At 43.2% G+C, this 16639-nt stretch carries 13 protein-coding genes and 1 riboswitch; of the genes, 8 read left to right on the top strand and 5 right to left on the bottom strand.

Annotation, left to right across the window (positions count from 1 at the left end; all coding sequences use genetic code 11):
• Window positions 1-2 precede the first annotated feature (2 nt).
• Together ACT3QN_RS03210 and ACT3QN_RS03205 are read right to left on the bottom strand one after the other, a co-directional pair.
• On the bottom strand, window positions 3-893 hold the full coding sequence (locus tag ACT3QN_RS03210; protein ID WP_444528872.1) for an alpha/beta fold hydrolase: 891 nt from the start codon (window positions 891-893) through the stop codon (window positions 3-5).
• Between the two features lie 79 nt (window positions 894-972).
• Complete coding sequence (locus tag ACT3QN_RS03205; protein ID WP_444528871.1) at window positions 973-2895, bottom strand: ABC transporter ATP-binding protein; 1923 nt, start codon at window positions 2893-2895, stop codon at window positions 973-975.
• Window positions 2896-3264: 369 nt separating this feature from the next.
• Between ACT3QN_RS03205 and ACT3QN_RS03200 the strand changes: the two genes are divergently transcribed.
• Both ACT3QN_RS03200 and ACT3QN_RS03195 read left to right on the top strand, forming a co-directional pair.
• Entirely contained in the window at window positions 3265-4113 is an 849-nt protein-coding gene (locus tag ACT3QN_RS03200; protein ID WP_444528870.1) for an EamA/RhaT family transporter, read from the top strand.
• Window positions 4114-4288: 175 nt separating this feature from the next.
• The gene (locus tag ACT3QN_RS03195) at window positions 4289-5179 is read left to right on the top strand and encodes a fructose bisphosphate aldolase (RefSeq protein ID WP_444528869.1); all 891 of its coding nucleotides are present in this window, start codon (window positions 4289-4291) and stop codon (window positions 5177-5179) included.
• Window positions 5180-5274: 95 nt separating this feature from the next.
• On the opposite strand, the gene thiC is transcribed toward ACT3QN_RS03195, so the two are convergent.
• Window positions 5275-7401, bottom strand: coding sequence for a phosphomethylpyrimidine synthase ThiC (thiC, locus tag ACT3QN_RS03190; RefSeq protein WP_444528868.1), 2127 nt, complete (start codon window positions 7399-7401; stop codon window positions 5275-5277).
• A gap of 246 nt (window positions 7402-7647) precedes the next feature.
• A riboswitch (TPP riboswitch) is annotated at window positions 7648-7792 on the bottom strand.
• Window positions 7793-8084: 292 nt separating this feature from the next.
• Between thiC and pstS the strand changes: the two genes are divergently transcribed.
• From pstS to phoU, 5 genes are all read left to right on the top strand, one after another.
• Window positions 8085-9251 (top strand): phosphate ABC transporter substrate-binding protein PstS, encoded by a 1167-nt coding sequence (gene pstS, locus ACT3QN_RS03185; protein WP_444523569.1) that lies wholly within the window; start codon window positions 8085-8087, stop codon window positions 9249-9251.
• A gap of 209 nt (window positions 9252-9460) precedes the next feature.
• The gene (gene pstC, locus ACT3QN_RS03180; protein WP_444519972.1) at window positions 9461-10414 is read left to right on the top strand and encodes a phosphate ABC transporter permease subunit PstC; all 954 of its coding nucleotides are present in this window, start codon (window positions 9461-9463) and stop codon (window positions 10412-10414) included.
• Between the two features lie 61 nt (window positions 10415-10475).
• Window positions 10476-11381: a phosphate ABC transporter permease PstA gene (pstA, locus tag ACT3QN_RS03175; protein WP_444523567.1), complete on the top strand. Its 906-nt coding sequence runs from the start codon at window positions 10476-10478 to the stop codon at window positions 11379-11381.
• Between the two features lie 167 nt (window positions 11382-11548).
• A complete protein-coding gene (gene pstB, locus ACT3QN_RS03170) occupies window positions 11549-12385 on the top strand; it encodes a phosphate ABC transporter ATP-binding protein PstB (RefSeq protein WP_444528949.1) in 837 nt (278 codons plus the stop codon).
• Between the two features lie 117 nt (window positions 12386-12502).
• Complete coding sequence (phoU, locus tag ACT3QN_RS03165; RefSeq protein ID WP_444526734.1) at window positions 12503-13285, top strand: phosphate signaling complex protein PhoU; 783 nt, start codon at window positions 12503-12505, stop codon at window positions 13283-13285.
• Window positions 13286-13381: 96 nt separating this feature from the next.
• On the opposite strand, the gene ACT3QN_RS03160 is transcribed toward phoU, so the two are convergent.
• Window positions 13382-13672 (bottom strand): oxidative damage protection protein, encoded by a 291-nt coding sequence (locus tag ACT3QN_RS03160; protein ID WP_057757820.1) that lies wholly within the window; start codon window positions 13670-13672, stop codon window positions 13382-13384.
• 316 nt (window positions 13673-13988) lie between these two features.
• Window positions 13989-15362, bottom strand: a complete 1374-nt coding sequence (gene argH, locus ACT3QN_RS03155) for an argininosuccinate lyase (RefSeq protein WP_444528948.1) — start codon at window positions 15360-15362, stop codon at window positions 13989-13991.
• A 239-nt stretch (window positions 15363-15601) separates the two neighbouring features.
• On the opposite strand from argH, the gene ACT3QN_RS03150 reads away from it, so the two are divergent.
• Window positions 15602-16627 carry a histidine kinase gene (locus tag ACT3QN_RS03150; RefSeq protein WP_444528867.1) on the top strand — a complete coding sequence of 342 codons (1026 nt, stop codon included), beginning with the start codon at window positions 15602-15604 and terminating at the stop codon, window positions 16625-16627.
• The last annotated feature ends 12 nt before the right edge of the window (window positions 16628-16639 follow it).

Genomic DNA, 16639 nt, shown 5'->3' with positions numbered 1-16639 from the left:
TCTTATTTGCTACTTTGGTAGTGCTCGTTGATGATTTGCGCGCATAGTTCAGGCGCTTCCATTGGCAATAGATGACCATAATCTGACAGCGAAATAAGACTGCTATTTGGGACAAATTTTTGCCATTGCCTTCGTACTTTATTATTGATGAATAGAGTAGGCTTACCTGTAATCAAGGTATAGGGACAGCGTAGTTTTTTGAGCGCAGCATCGATATGAGGTGCGCCAAAATAATTGGCCAGCTCTTGTTCTGGTGCAAATATAAGTGTATAGCTATCATCTGTATTTTTGCTCAGGCTTTGCTCTGCAAATATTTGCAAGTGCTCGTCACTGATACGTTTATAAGCACGCTGCGCACGTAGGTTTTCATAATAACTACGAATGCTCGGCCAAGTAGATTGTTTAGTTAACGTACTTTTGAAAGGCTCGCGATTCAGTAGAACAGAGCGTGGCAAAAGGTTATATAAGGTGGCTTGGCTCTTGGTAAATGTGACAGGTTCGATCAGGTATAACTGCGAAAATAACTCTGGACGTTTGGCAGCTGCCATTGCTGTGGCTGTTGCGCCTTGCGAATGACCAATACCTACGACAGGCTTGTCTTGTGTCTTTTCCAAAAACTCAATCAGCATATTAGCATCTTGCTCGCGCGTGAGGCGTTGGCTTTTCGGCTTATCATACCAGTAGCCACGTAGAGCAAGGGAGCTGATATTAAATTCAGTGGCTAGTTTGCTCAGTAATGGCGTGTAGGTGCCAACGGTAAAACTATTGCCACTATAAAAATGTGCTGGTGCGCGAGAAGTAGAGCTCAAGTTTAACGGCTGATTAAACCGGCTAAGGTCATAGTAACGTGCCTGTTTTCCGCCAATATTAATGCGGTTTGTGAATGCTTCCATAAAATAAACACTTCCTTGTGGCTTATTTTGAGTGATTTCTTTTTGTAGTTTCGCTTCTTATGATTGTTCTTTATAAGTCTTAGTTATCTTCACCTAAGAAGCCACCGCTTTGACGCTGCCACAGTCGAGCATAGACGCCATCTAGTGCCAATAGTTCATCATGGCTACCTTGCTCGATGATGCGGCCTTGATGCATGACAACCAATCTATCTAGTGCAGCAATAGTAGAGAGTCGATGGGCAATAGCAATAACGGTTTTGCCAGTCATAATGTCATTTAAGCTCTCAGTAATGGCATATTCAATCTCAGAGTCTAGTGCACTGGTCGCTTCATCTAAAAGCAAAATCGGTGCATTTTTCAGCATAACACGTGAGATAGCGATACGTTGACGTTGACCGCCAGATAATTTGACTCCGCGTTCACCCACTTGGGTATCAAGTCCTGTATTACCTTTATCGTCGTACAAGTCTTTGACGAAATCCCACGCCTGAGCTTGTTTGGCAGCGAATATAATCTCTTCATCCGTAGCGTCAGGACGACCATAAGCGATGTTTTCACGCACAGTACGATGTAGTAATGAGGTATCTTGAGTCACCATACCAATCTGTTGGCGCAATGATTCTTGCGTGACAGTATCAATCGCTTGACCGTCAATCAGAATCTTACCGCTATCTACGTCAAAGAAGCGCAATAGTAAATTGACCAAAGTTGATTTACCCGCACCTGAACGCCCAACCAGACCAATTTTTTCACCCGGCTTAATATCTAAATGGAAGTTGTCTAATAGTTTGATGTATGAGTCAGGAGTATGCTTAGCGATGCTAGTACCATCAACATTAACAGTCTTGTCAGTTTGTCCATTGTCTTCTTCGTCATTCTCATAACTGAAGTCAACATGGTCAAACACGATGCGACCATCCGTGACAGCTAGCGCTGGCGCGTCAGGTTTATCAACGATCGTCTGCGGTGCTGACAATGTACGCATACCGTCTTGAACTGTACCTATACTTTCGAATAAGCTGGCTGTCTGCCACATAATCCAACGCGTCAAACCATTTAGACGTAATGCCATGGCAGTTGCAGCAGCAATGGCACCGACACCAACGGCGCCTTGTTGCCACAAGTACAATCCAATACCTGCCGTGCTACTGACCAAGATTACACTGATAAGATGGGTCGATACTTCTAGATAGCTGACCCAGCGCATTTGTGCATGTACCGTACCTAGGAATTGTCCCATCGCGTTTTTAGCGTAGCCCAGCTCACGACGCGAATGGCTAAATAGCTTGACGGTCATGATATTGGCATAAGCATCAGTAATCCGTCCTGTCATCAAGGCACGAGCATCAGCCTGCACAATCGCTGTATCTTTGAGTTTAGGAATAAAGTACCAAATGGTGAGTGCAACCAGTACAAGCCAAACGACAAAAGGAATGAGTAACAAACTGTCTAAATTAAATAAAATCACCCCTGAGGTGATAAAGTAGACAGAGACATACATAAACATATCGGTGACAGTCATCACGGTATCGCGTACTGCCAATGCTGTCTGCATTACCTTCGCTGAGACCCGACCCGAAAATTCGTCTTGATAGAACTGCATGGACTGCCCAAGCATCCGCTGATGAAACCGCCAGCGCATCTGCATAGGAAAGACGCCTTGCAAGGTCTGAAAGTGGATAAACGATGATAAAGCAATCCATAATGGGCTCACTATCATGACAGCCAACATGATAAGTAGCATGTCGCCTTTTTCTACCCATAAGCTTTGCGGTGTATAAACGCCCAACCAGTCGACGATATTACCTATCCAAGCAAACAGCATAGCCTCGTAGATACCGATACCAGCAGACAAAATCATAAAGGCTAGCAGCCAGCCGCGTAAGCCGTTGGTACATGCCCACAAAAATTTCAGCATGCCATCGCGAGGTGATGGTAATGGCATAGGTGTGTCTGGAAAGGCGGGTAGGCGGTTTTCAAAAAAGCGAAATAAAGCATTCATAGGCAGTAATAAAACATCAATAGCAGTACGTCAAGATGAACGAGAGGACTCGTTATCTAGAATCTTTACTTTTGTGATTGGAATTAGGTGCTATTTTAGCAAAATTACTAATCATACCTGCATGCTAATTGTAATTTACTTAAGAATAGCTATGTTTTGAAAACTTCAGCTTCAGCCATAATAAATAGATTGCCGCAGAAGAAATATTTTGTTACATTCCACGTTTAAACTTATTCACAGTTTAAATATTGATTTTATAGGTATGATTTCATTGGAAAAATTATCTGATTAGCAGGTATTTTACTTAATGCATTTTATCGATATGCAGATAGTAATAACTTAATGTTGAAGTTCAAAAGGTAGCAGTTAATGATGTATTTAATAATTGCGGTGCTATGTAGTGTCGCCGTCTCAGTACTTTTGAAAATATTGCGCCAGAAAAATATAGATATTCGCCAGACCATCGTGGCAGGCTATCCTGTGGCTTTTTTACTGACTTGGGTATTACTAAAACCTGATATAGGGGCCATACATGCGCTTGATAGTGCTTGGGGTATCATCCTCGCGCTTGGGATACTATTACCTGCCGTATTTATCATTCTCGGACGGGCCATTGAAGCGGTGGGGATGGTAGCAACCGACGCCTCTCAGCGCTTATCACTCATTATTCCAATCGTGGCGGCTTTCTTGCTATTTGGTGAGGTGCTGACTGGTACTCGTATATTTGGACTGGTGTTAGGCTTTTTGGCATTAGGTGCGCTTGTCTATCGACCACAGCATAATGATATTGCTCGGCAAGCAAAGTATACGCCGCTATGGTTATTCGGGGTATGGGCAGGCTACGGCATTATTGATATTTTGTTTAAGCAAGTTGCCAAACAGGGTGCGGCCTTTCCGCTGACTCTATTAATCAGCTTTGGCGTAGCAGGTCTACTGCTTTTAATCTATTTACTTGCCACACGGGTACGTTGGCAAAAAGAAGCGCTTATGACAGGTGTGCTGCTCGGCGCACTAAACATGGGCAATATTTACGCCTATGTACGGGCACACCAAGTGTTGCATAATTCTCCTAGTATCGTTTTCACTGGTATGAATGTCGGTGTTATTGCAGTGGCGACCTTGATCGGCGTCGGTGTATTCAAAGAGCAGCTAAACCGTGTCAATATAGTAGGATTAGTATTGGCAATCTGCTGTGTAGGGGTACTATTTTTGGCGTAATGCCCCTTACCCAAAAGTATTGTTTTCATAATTTTAACTCTTATTGTCACGTATCCTATATAGGCATACAAATCATCCTATGATAAGGTTATCTACAAATAACACGGCTTGTATGGAATAAAAAAGCTTAGTTTATAATATTTAACTTAACCAATAAAAATAGGATGCAGGCTCAATGGAGTACGATAAGCAATTACAGCGTATAAAAAACAGTTCAGGTTTTATTGCTGCTCTTGATCAAAGTGGCGGCAGTACACCGAAAGCGTTAGAGACTTATGGTGTCAATAGCGACGCTTATGATAATGATGAGGCCATGTTTGATTTGGTTCATGAAATGCGTGCTCGTATTATGACTTGCGACTGTTTTGATAGTGAGCGTGTACTTGGTGCAATTTTATTTGAAGACACCATGGAGCGCGAAGTCAATGGCAAGTCGACGGCTAATTACCTATGGGAAGATAAAAATATCGTACCATTCTTAAAGGTAGATAAAGGTCTGGCTGAGCAAATGAGCGGCGTGCAAGTTATGAAGCCAATGCCGAATCTAGATCTATTATTGGATAAAGCAAAAAATTACCCTGTATTCGGTACTAAAATGCGCTCAGTCATCTATGAGCCAAACGTCGATGGTATCGAGCTTGTAGTACAGCAGCAGTTTGATGTGGCTAAACAAATTATCTCAAAAGGCTTGATGCCTATTGTTGAGCCAGAGGTTAATATTGATAGCACCCAAAAGCATGAGTGCGAGCTATTGCTAAAAGCAGATATTTTACGAAATCTGGAGCGCTTAAATAACGAACATCAAGTGATGCTTAAGCTAACATTACCAGAAGAGGCAGGGTTTTATCAGGAGCTGATTGATCATCCAAACGTACTCAAAGTCGTGGCGCTATCGGGTGGTTATAATCGTAGCGATGCTTGCGCTAAGCTCAAACAAAACCCAGGTATGATTGCGAGCTTCTCGCGTGCCTTTACCGAAGGCTTGAGTAAGCAACAAAGTGATAGCGAGTTTGCTGACACTATCAATAATTCTATCGAAGAGATTTATCAGGCGTCGAAAGTTTAGTAGTATGGTATCAACCGACAATAAAAAGCCCGAACCTGACGGTCAGGCTCGGGCTTTTCTTTGGTAAGGCTGTTCTTTAATAGAGTTATAAAATTCTACACCTCTTTATATAACTGACGTCCTTCGTTGTTATATTTTTTAGTCATTTCAGCCATGCCTTGGCGAATTTCCTCAGCAGTAGCTTCACCAACTTGTCCGACAAGCTCTGTATCTACCTCTTTGATTAGGTGACCAGCCTCGGTTAAGTCGCCCGTTTGCGGCGTTACTCTTTGGTTGGTAGCATCTTTATCTAACCCTGCTGCATATTCACGCACGTTTTGAGTGATTTTCATTGAGCAAAACTTAGGGCCACACATAGAGCAAAAATGTGCCGATTTGTGTGCGTCTTTCGGCAACGTTTCATCGTGATATTCGCGTGCAGTATCAGGATCGAGCGCCAGATTGAACTGATCATCCCAGCGGAACTCGAAACGTGCTTTAGACAGTGCGTTATCACGTGCCTGTGCTCCTGGATGACCTTTAGCAAGGTCAGCAGCGTGCGCAGCAATCTTATAGGTGATGATGCCATCTTTGACGTCTTTTTTGTTCGGTAAACCCAAGTGTTCTTTTGGCGTGACATAGCACAGCATCGCTGTACCAAACCAACCAATCATCGCTGCCCCGATGGCGCTCGTGATATGGTCATAGCCTGGGGCGATGTCTGTTGTTAATGGCCCTAAAGTATAGAAAGGCGCGTCAGCACACAGCTCAAGTTGCAAGTCCATGTTTTCTTTTATGCGGTTCATCGCGACGTGTCCAGGGCCTTCGATCATCACCTGTACATCGTGCTCCCATGCGACCTTGGTCAATTCACCAAGCGTACGTAGCTCACCGAACTGTGCTTCATCATTGGCATCTTGCAAGCAGCCAGGACGTAGGCCATCACCTAAACTAAATGCCACATCGTACTGTTTCATAATCTCGCAGATATCTTCGAAATGCGTATATAAAAAGCTTTCTTTATGATGGGCTAGACACCATTGCGCCATGATAGAACCACCGCGAGAGACGATACCTGTCAGGCGCTTTGCAGTAAGTGGTACATAGCGTAATAGTACGCCAGCATGAATAGTAAAGTAATCTACGCCTTGCTCTGCTTGCTCGATTAACGTATCACGGAATATCTCCCACGTGAGGTCCTCTGCCACACCATCGACTTTTTCTAGTGCTTGATAAATAGGTACCGTACCAATCGGCACAGGCGAATTACGGATTAGCCACTCACGGGTTTCATGAATGTGATTACCTGTCGATAAATCCATAATGGTATCCGCACCCCAACGCGTGGCCCACGTCATTTTGGACACTTCTTCATCAATAGATGAACCCAACGCTGAGTTACCGATATTGGCATTGATTTTCACCAAAAAGTTGCGCCCAATGATCATCGGCTCAGATTCAGGGTGATTGATATTGTTTGGGATAATTGCGCGTCCAGCCGCCACTTCATCACGGACAAATTCAGGGGTGATAATTTGAGGCGTGTTTGCACCGAAGCTTTCGCCATCGTGTTGACGCATATCGGTCAGTTCATGCTGCTTTTGCGTTTCGCGTATGGCGATATATTCCATCTCGGGGGTGATAATGCCGCGACGCGCGTAGTACATTTGCGTGACGTTGCCAGCTTTTCCATCGACATTTTTGGCACGGCTTGGTTTGTCGATATGAGCGAATCTAAGGTTGGCAGTGGTAATATCACGGGCACGAGCTTGTCCGTAAGAGCTAGACAGTCCGCTTAATTGTTCGGTATCACCGCGTTCATTTATCCAGCTTTCACGTAGTTTTGGTAGACCTTTAGTCAAGTCAATTTCGACATTAGGATCGGTATATACACCTGAGGTGTCATACACATAAAATGGCGGATTATGCTCACCGTCTTTATCTCCAGCACCGCCAACAGGCGTATCAGCCAAGCTAATTTCACGCATCGGTACTTGAATGTCAGGTCTTGAGCCTTCGATATAGACTTTTCTTGAGGCAGGTAAAATACGGTGTAAGTCGCGCGCATCTTCTTCGAAACGGGCATCACTTGCGGCACGGTGAGCAGGGGTTTTTAGCGCATCTGCTTTTTTATCTGCTTTGACGTTGTTCGTGTCAGTAGCATTTGAAGCAAGCGTTGTGTTGTCGGCTGAGTTATGCGTTTGGGCTTTCGGTGCAATTGAGGTGGTGTCTGCAGTAGTCATATGCTGTCCTAGCGTGTTGGTTTTTGAATAAAATCAACACCGCCAGTATCTGCGGGGGTAGGCATCCATCATCTAGACAAGTTTATATTATAAACAAACACCATCGACAAAAAAATTGTCGCGAGTGATGGTCATCAAATATTGGACGCAGCTTGATATCCTCTCTTCTTGTCTGATTATGCATCACGCATATTAAGACAGTAGTGACGATAAAAATGTATTTCTACGCGCCCTTTGTCATAAATAACAAAGTGCTTAAGACTTCCCTGCGTCGGTACTAACCGCATCAGGTTCGGCGGGTGATCTCTCAGCGAATGTATCAAGGCAGCTACTTTAATAAAGCAAATTTAATAAAGTGAGCCAAAAATACACCGCACCCCGAGTCTGTCAGTGTTGTAAATCAGTTTTTATACTAACAAAATTATGTAGTAACAGCTAATGATATTTGGATGTGAATATCCTATATCACACACGCGGATCAATATTTTCGTGAATAATTTTTCTGATGTTAATAGGTGAGGGTGCTCAGTATTACTAGGCTGCAGACAAATTGTTCAAATATTATGTAAAGCGAATTAAGGATTCTAGAAGTTGTCATTAAAGTGTCATAAAGATTTGGCAAGATAACACGCATATCACAAGCAATGCTTTTTTATACCGTTGTTAAACTTCAGGAGTCTTACATGCGTTATTCGTTATTAGCAGTGGCCGTCAGTTGTACATTAATGCTTACGGCGTGTAATCAGTCAACAGATACGACAGAGCCAACTGCTGACACTAGCAGTAGCGCTGTGACAACAGCTGAAACAACCTCTCAAACAGCATCTTCTGCTACGTCAGATTTTAAATCTGCTGAAAACATCGCTATGAACATTACAGGTGCAGGTGCGTCGTTCCCGCAGCCTATCTACGCGAAATGGTCATATGACTACAATGCTGCGACCGGCGGCCAAGTCAACTATCAGTCGATTGGTTCATCTGGTGGTATCAAACAAATTCAATCAAAAACAGTAGATTTCGGTGCTTCTGATGCACCGATGACGCCTGAAGAGCTAGACGAAGCAGGTTTGATTCAGTTCCCAACAGTCATCGGTGGTGTGGTACCAATCGTCAATATTGATGGCGTTGAGCCAGGTGCACTAAAGCTGGACGGTACAACGTTGGCCGATATCTATTTAGGTAAAATCAGTAACTGGAATGACCCTGCTATTCAAGCCATGAACCCAGACCTGACCTTGCCAGACGCAGCAATCACAACGGTTTTCCGCTCAGATGGATCAGGTACGACTTTCAACTTTACTGATTATCTTGCCAAGGTTTCACCAGACTGGAAAGACACCGTTGGCGTTGATAAAACTGTTAAGTGGCCGACCTCTGCTACTGGTGCAGGTGGTAAAGGCAATGAAGGTGTTTCAAGCTACGTAAACCGCATGAAAAACTCTATCGGCTATGTTGAGTATGCTTACGCTAAGCAAAACAAAATGTCACATACTGCGCTAGAAAATGCAGCTGGCAACATCGTACAGCCATCTGCTGAGACATTTGCTGCGGCAGGTGATATTGACTGGTCACAACAAGAAGGCTTCTATAAGGTCATCACCAACTCTGAGACTGACCAAGCATGGCCAATCGCTGCTGCGACCTTTATCTTGGTACATAAGCAACCAGAAAATCCTCAGCAAGTCGCAGGCGTGTTGAACTTCTTTGACTGGGCTTATAGCCAAGGTGATGATGATGCTATGGCATTAGACTACGTACCATTTTCTGACACAGCAGTAGCCTTGTTCAAAGAGAAGTGGAATGAAGTCCAAGGTAGCGATGGACAACCTGTTTACAAGCCAGCTCAGTAATTTGTTTCTGCTAAATACTATTTAGCATCCAACAAGTTACCCTCTCGAATAACTATTCTCCGGTAGTTGTTTGAGAGGTTTTAACACAGCAAATTTGTTGAATACATCTCGATAGAGATATTTACTCATACTGTTTAAGTTTGTTGTGTTAAAACCTGAGATACATCTTTTTAATATTTCGATTCATCCCATTCAATGCTGAGACACTTATGACAGACTTAAGGTCCCAACTGGCTAAACAAAAACGTTACGACGCTTTATTTGTGAATTCTACCAAAGCGTTTGCCATACTCGTCCTCCTATCTCTAGGGGGCATTTTGGTGTCTCTAATTATTGGAGCATGGCCGAGTATTCAAGAGTTTGGTTTGGGGTTTTATACCAGTAATAATTGGGATACAGTTGCCAATGAATACGGTGCATTAGCGCCTATTTACGGTACTTTAATTACTTCATTTATCGCCATTGTTATTGCTGTTCCAGTCAGTTTCGGTATTGCCATATTTTTAACCGAGATGTGTCCTAAGTTTCTCAAAAAACCCCTTGGTATCGCCATTGAGTTATTGGCTGGTATCCCATCTATCATCTATGGCATGTGGGGATTATTTGTATTTGCGCCATTCTTTGGTGATCACATTCAGCCGTGGTTCATTGAGCATATCGGCCCTTTACCTATTGTCGGTAAGCTTTTTGCAGGTGCGCCTATGGGATTGGGTATGTTTACCGCGTCCCTAGTGCTTGCCATTATGATCATACCGTTCATCGCCGCCACCATGCGTGATGTTTTCTCTGTTGTACCAGATTTACTTAAAGAGTCTGCATATGGTATGGGTGCGACAACTTGGGAAGTCATGTTCAAAATTATTCTGCCTTATACCAAAGCTGGTGTCGTTGGCGGCGTGATTTTGGGTCTTGGTCGTGCATTGGGTGAGACGATGGCAGTGACTTTCTTGATTGGTAATGCGTTTAATATCAGTCCAAGCCTATTTACTTCTGGTGTGACGATTACCTCGGCCTTGGCCAATGAGTTTGCTGAAGCGTCTAGTGAGCTACATCTGGCATCTTTACTACATCTAGGCTTAATCTTATTTGTCATTACCTTCATTGTGTTGTCTTTAGCAAAACTGATGCTCATGCGCATGGATCACAAAGCAGGTAACCGATAAGTCTATTACCGATTTATTGAACCTTGATAGATATTGATAAAAGATATGGGAAATAAACATTATGCCTGCTAACAATGCGATCAATGCACCACTACCAACTAAGCCAAACGGTGCTACCCGCTACAATCAAAGTCTTTACAACAAGCGTCGCTTGACCAACAAGTTAGGTTTAGGCTTTGCTATGACAGCGATGGTTTTTGGCCTGTTCTGGTTGTCATGGATTTTGGTAACTTTGTTTGTTGAAGGCTTCCAAGGCATGGTACAACTGCCAATTTTTACCGCTGATACGCCACCACCGATGAGTGCTGGTGGTTTACGTAATGCCATTGTTGGTTCGGTGATGCTCGCATTTTCAGGACTGTTTATTGGTGCGCCTATTGGTCTTATGACAGGTATTTACTTATCTGAGTTTTCTAGAGGCAGTACGCTTGGCAATGTCACTCGCTTCTTAAACGATATTTTATTGTCAGCACCATCAATTGTCATCGGTCTATTTATCTATGCACTGATGGTAAAAGGTCAAAGTTTCTCTGGTTGGGCAGGCGCATTGGCGTTGGCATTGATTGTTATTCCAGTGGTCGTGCGTACGACAGAAAATATGCTGAATCTAGTGCCTAATAGTCTACGTGAAGCAGCCTATGCGCTAGGAACTCCTAAATGGAAACTGGTCACGCAAGTTACGGTAAAAGCGGCTAGAGCTGGACTAACCACAGGTGTGCTATTGGCATTTGCTCGAATCACTGGTGAGACAGCACCATTACTGTTTACCGCACTCAATAACCAATACTTCAGTACAGATATGGGTCAGCCCATTGCTAACTTACCCAATACCATCTACCAGTTTGCGATGAGTCCTTACGACAACTGGCATACATTGGCTTGGGCGGCAGCATTGCTCATCACGGCGTCTGTCCTAGTATTGAATATTTTGGCAAGATTTATCGGTGGTAGAGGTCAGCCCAAATAAGAGCTGAGAGCAGACCGTAGCACGCTACACGCTAAGCATTTACTTAAACTTATACGAAATTAATTAAGCTAGGTTGAAACATTATGAATGATGTCCTAAGCAACGTCCGTACGAGCACGACTGCTGATAACTTTGATACGGCAACAGGTAGCCTATTAAATAGACCCATGTCTACTAGCGCACAAGTTCAGCAACCAAACACTGCTGATTTTAATAAGCAAACGATTCAAGATATTCCCAAGAACATGCCTGCGGCAAAAATGGAAGTTCGAGATCTAAACTTCTATTACGATGATTTTCAAGCATTGAAAAACATCAATATCGATATTGCTGATAAAAAAGTGACCGCTTTTATTGGTCCTTCAGGTTGTGGTAAGTCTACGTTATTGCGCACCTTCAATCGTATGTATGATCTATATCCTGGTATGCGTGCAGAAGGCAGTATCAATCTAGATGGCAAAAATATCTTGGGTAAAGACATTGATGTGAACTTGCTACGTGCACAAGTTGGTATGGTTTTCCAGAAGCCAACACCGTTCCCGATGTCAATTTATGACAATGTCGCCTTTGGTGTACGACTGTATGAAAAACTAAGCAAGGCCGAGCTGGATCATCGCGTAGAGTGGGCACTGAAAAAGTCAGCGCTATGGCCAGAAGTGAAAGACAAGCTAAAAGCATCAGGACTGTCGTTATCAGGTGGCCAGCAGCAGCGTCTGTGCATCGCACGTAGCGTCGCGACCAAGCCTGAAGTGCTGTTGCTTGATGAGCCGACATCAGCACTGGATCCTATCTCAACTGGTGCTATCGAAGATTTGATCGAAGATCTGAAAAACGACTACACCATTGCTATTGTCACTCACAATATGCAGCAAGCCGCACGCGTATCTGATTACACAGTGTATATGTATTTGGGTGATATGATTGAGATGGGTGAGACCGATCAGATATTTACCAAACCTACCCAAACCGCGACGGAAGACTATATTACAGGTCGCTATGGTTAATATTGATTGAGATTGAAATCGGTAAGCAGACAAAGCTGACTAGTATGTCATGAGCCGACTTTCTAAACTCACAAGCACATCGCGCTATTAAAACATGTATTTCAGGGAATACCTCTCATGCAAAGTGATAAGCATATCTCCAAAAGTTTTGACCAAGATCTTGATGAAGCCATCCGTTTATTTTTATACATGGGTGATAGCGCTGCCAACCAAGTAGCTAAAGCCATTCACGCTCTTATCGATAAAGACGAAACTCTAGCACAAGAGGTCATCGATATGGACTTCGATATCAATCGAATGGAGGTCGAACTCGACGAGCATATTTTACTATTGGTCGCCAAACGTCAGCCAACTGCCAGTGATTTGCGCTTAGTCATGTCAATCAGTAAAGGCGTGGTTGATTTGGAACGTATCGGCGATGAAGCGGTAAAAATAGCGCGAATGGCTAGTAAAATAGCGGCAGAAGGCAAGTCAGCATATGGTTACGCTGAAGTTCAGCATTTGAGCAATCAAGTCCGCCTGATGCTCAACAACGCATTAGAAGCCTTTAGCCAATCGAATGCTGAACAAGCATTTGAGGTCATGCGCAATGATAGTGTGGTCAATAACGAATACCAATCTGCTATCCGTGCTTTAATGACGTATATCATGGAAGACTCCAGACAAGTCTCAAAAGTCATCAATATCATGTGGATTCTGCGCTCGCTTGAGCGTATCGGTGACCATGCACAAAACGTTGCAGAGCTAGTGATCAACTATATCAGTGGACAAGATGTGCGTCATTCAGACTATGCCATGGTCGAAAAAGCGGTACAGGAAGCCAATGACCGCTTGGCTGCTCGTCAAGTTGGCACACTGTCAGCCAGTGAGCTTGAAACGTCAGATAGTGATGAAAGCTGATAGGAAGGACTATACTTTTTATCTTAAAAAAAACGCGCTATAGTAAGCGCGTTTTTTTATAACTACTAAATATGGCTGTCAAAAAGCGCGTAAATACTAGCTTTCTGGTGTCCAGCCTTGCGCGCGCTCATAGTCTTCATTATCTAAAAACTTATCACGCTGCTCTGTTAAAAACTTTTTGGCAGCAGGATCCATCATACTTAGATGATTCTCGTTAATGAGCATGGTTTGATGTTCAAGCCATTCTTTCCACGCCTTTTCAGATACTGTTTCTTGTAGCTCTTGACCTTTCTTATTAGGGAAGGGCGGGTGCGGCATCTTTGGCAGGTCTTGCTTATATTTGCGACAAAACACAGTATTTGCTTGAGGGTTAAAAGTCTCAGTCATAAGGCATTCCTTATTTATTATATTAGGTGGTTAAATCAAACGTCATATGAGTCTATGATAACGGTCTTGGTAGATTTAGCAAAGGGTACTAATGTATATCGTTAAGCCTCTATCTATTTGGCATAAAATTTTTGGTGGTTGATATACGACAAAGACTATCTACGTTTGAAGTTTTTATTTAGCTTTTCAAAGTTTGCGAGATTTTTAAAACGACATTGGCTAAACCAATAGAAGTCATAGAGCAAATAAAAACACCCGCATAGATAGCGGGTGTTAAATGTATATTGGCAAGTTAGCTTTTATTAAGAAGTACTGATTAGGCAAAGGCTTTTAAGCGAGCACGGCCATTGATTACTGCTTGCTTGACTTGGTTTGGCGCAGTACCACCCAAATGGTCACGCGCTGCTAATGAGCCTTCTAGCGTTAGATAATCAAAGACATCTTCACCAATGGCATCGCTAAATTGCTGTAGCTGTGCCAATGACAAATCACTTAAATCAACACCTTCTTCGATACCTAAAGCAACAGCGTTACCAACGACTTCATGGGCGTCACGGAATGCTACGCCTTGACGTACTAGGTAATCTGCCAAGTCAGTTGCGGTTGCGTAGCCTTTCATCGTAGCAGCACGCATACTTTCCTTGTTTGGCGTAATGTTTGGTAGCATATCAGCAAACGCTAATAGCGAACCTGTCAACGTATCAACGCAATCAAACAAAGGCTCTTTGTCTTCTTGGTTATCTTTGTTGTAGGCGAGTGGCTGGCTTTTCATCAAGCTAAGCAAGGTCGTCAGTTGACCAAAGACACGTGCTGCTTTACCGCGTACTAACTCAGGTACATCAGGATTTTTCTTTTGCGGCATGATCGATGAGCCAGTACAGAAGCGATCTGGTATCTGCACAAAATTAAATTGTGCTGACATCCAAAGAATAATCTCTTCACTCATGCGTGACATATGCATCATGAGGATAGACGCTGCTGAAGTAAATTCAATCGCAAAGTCACGATCTGAAACAGCATCAAGTGAGTTTTGGCAAATACCTTCAAAACCTAGTAATTCAGCAGTGATGGTACGATCGATTGGGAAAGTCGTACCAGCAAGCGCTGCGCTACCAAGTGGCATTTGGTTGATGCGGCGACGTGCATCGACAAGGCGCTCAGTATCACGATATAACATTTCAAACCATGCCATCACATGGTGGCCAAAGCTGACAGGCTGTGCCGTTTGTAAATGTGTAAAGCCTGGCATAATAGTATCAGTGTGCTGGTCAGCCAAATCAAGCAATCCACTCTGTAAGCGCACTAATAACTCAATGACATTATCAGTTTCTTCACGTAACCATAGGCGAATATCTGTGGCTACCTGATCGTTACGGCTACGACCAGTGTGTAGCTTTTTGCCAACGGCGCCTATGATATCAGTCAGACGTGATTCTACATTCATGTGCACGTCTTCAAGAGCGATTGACCAGTTAAACTCACCCGCTTCAATCTCGCGCAATACTTGCTGAAGGCCATCAATAATAGTGGCAACTTCCTCAGCAGTTAAAATGTCACATTCTTTCAGCATCGTTGCGTGAGCAATGGATCCCTGAATATCGTGACGGGCAAAGCGTTGATCAAAGCCCACAGAGGCAGTAAAGGCAGCAACAAAGCTATCGGTTGCTTCACTAAAGCGTCCGCCCCACATTTGTTGGCCTTGGCTACTAGTAGGTGCCGCCTGTGTTGTGGTACTTGTTATAGAAGCATCTGTGCTAAAATCAGAGCCAGATGAACTTTTACTTGATTCAGGATTACTAGGTTTTGAAGAATTGGCGTTCATATCGGTACAAGACAAGTCAAAAGAATAAGAACTCGAGTATAGCAAATGATGAGGTTGCCTTACTAGCCACACGCTTAGAGTTTTTTATTCCTAAACTTATGGAAATCATGAGGCCTTGGCAGTGGCTGACATATATCTTTTTTTGGTCCTTGTTTCTAACGGTAATGGAGCGCCATAGCTTAGCAACATGGTCAGACTTCATGGTTCAGTTTGTACGTAGCTTCACTCAAAACGCTCTAACGGTTATCCCATCACTGTATTTAGTTGATTACCTACGTCCTGTCTTTAAAAATGCCAGTATTCTTAGCGTAAGTATGCGGGTTGTATTATTACTGATGTTCGCTGCAGCGGTCTCTATGGCATTAGTAACATTAACTATGATTAATTTCGGTTGGCTAGCATATGATGGGCGCACGTTTGTAGTAAGTATAGTGCTCAATACTGTGTTGGCTGGCGGTTTTACGACTGTGTTTTTATTATATTTTTTGCGCAGCTATCGTGAATTGAATGCGCTCAAGTTATCCTTTGAATATAAATTGACTGCACAAAATGACCTAATAAAAGCGCGTACAGCCCCGCATTTTTTCTTTAATACGATCAATACACTTGTATCCCTGATTGAGTCGAATCCGCCAAAAGCTGCTGCCTTATTACAACATGTTTCTGCACTATTCCGCGCTAGTTTTAGTGGTACACGCGAGATTAGTTTTGAAGAAGAGATTAGCCTTTGTGAGCATTATTTAGCAATTGAATCCAGTCGACTAGCAGACAAGCTCGAAGTCAATTGGACGTTACCTGATGAAGATATCATGTATGACATGGTTATCACTGCGCTAACACTACAGAGTGTGCTAGAGAAAATACTGCTCAATGTGGTAGAGATGACCACAGAAACTATCTGTATCAATATCGAAGTCACATGGGAACAGCACCGAGTCAAAATATTGATTGATGTTGCGCTTCCCAAAAAGACGTTAATCATTAATCATGACTTGCGCCAACATATGAATTTTTATATTCAAGCTGACCGTTTGCGCGCCCATTTTGGTCAAAGTGCTGATATCCAAAGTTCGGTAGCTAGTACTCAAATCATCACTATCATCGACTATCCTCTACAAGATGTTGGCTTATAGCTTACTGTTTCT

Source organism: Psychrobacter sp. AOP7-C1-14, from assembly GCF_052376135.1.
Classification (GTDB): domain Bacteria; phylum Pseudomonadota; class Gammaproteobacteria; order Pseudomonadales; family Moraxellaceae; genus Psychrobacter.
The sequence above is the reverse complement of the archived record's forward strand: the minus strand, read 5'-3'. Positions and strand labels throughout refer to the sequence as shown.

Coding starts and splice junctions, on each gene's coding strand:
- ACT3QN_RS03210 (WP_444528872.1), bottom strand. CDS start 893: ATGGAAGCATTCACAAACCGCATTAATATTGGCGGAAAACAGGCACGT.
- ACT3QN_RS03205 (WP_444528871.1), bottom strand. CDS start 2,895: ATGAATGCTTTATTTCGCTTTTTTGAAAACCGCCTACCCGCCTTTCCA.
- ACT3QN_RS03200 (WP_444528870.1), top strand. CDS start 3,265: ATGATGTATTTAATAATTGCGGTGCTATGTAGTGTCGCCGTCTCAGTA.
- ACT3QN_RS03195 (WP_444528869.1), top strand. CDS start 4,289: ATGGAGTACGATAAGCAATTACAGCGTATAAAAAACAGTTCAGGTTTT.
- thiC (WP_444528868.1), bottom strand. CDS start 7,401: ATGACTACTGCAGACACCACCTCAATTGCACCGAAAGCCCAAACGCAT.
- pstS (WP_444523569.1), top strand. CDS start 8,085: ATGCGTTATTCGTTATTAGCAGTGGCCGTCAGTTGTACATTAATGCTT.
- pstC (WP_444519972.1), top strand. CDS start 9,461: ATGACAGACTTAAGGTCCCAACTGGCTAAACAAAAACGTTACGACGCT.
- pstA (WP_444523567.1), top strand. CDS start 10,476: ATGCCTGCTAACAATGCGATCAATGCACCACTACCAACTAAGCCAAAC.
- pstB (WP_444528949.1), top strand. CDS start 11,549: ATGTCTACTAGCGCACAAGTTCAGCAACCAAACACTGCTGATTTTAAT.
- phoU (WP_444526734.1), top strand. CDS start 12,503: ATGCAAAGTGATAAGCATATCTCCAAAAGTTTTGACCAAGATCTTGAT.
- ACT3QN_RS03160 (WP_057757820.1), bottom strand. CDS start 13,672: ATGACTGAGACTTTTAACCCTCAAGCAAATACTGTGTTTTGTCGCAAA.
- argH (WP_444528948.1), bottom strand. CDS start 15,362: ATGTGGGGCGGACGCTTTAGTGAAGCAACCGATAGCTTTGTTGCTGCC.
- ACT3QN_RS03150 (WP_444528867.1), top strand. CDS start 15,602: ATGAGGCCTTGGCAGTGGCTGACATATATCTTTTTTTGGTCCTTGTTT.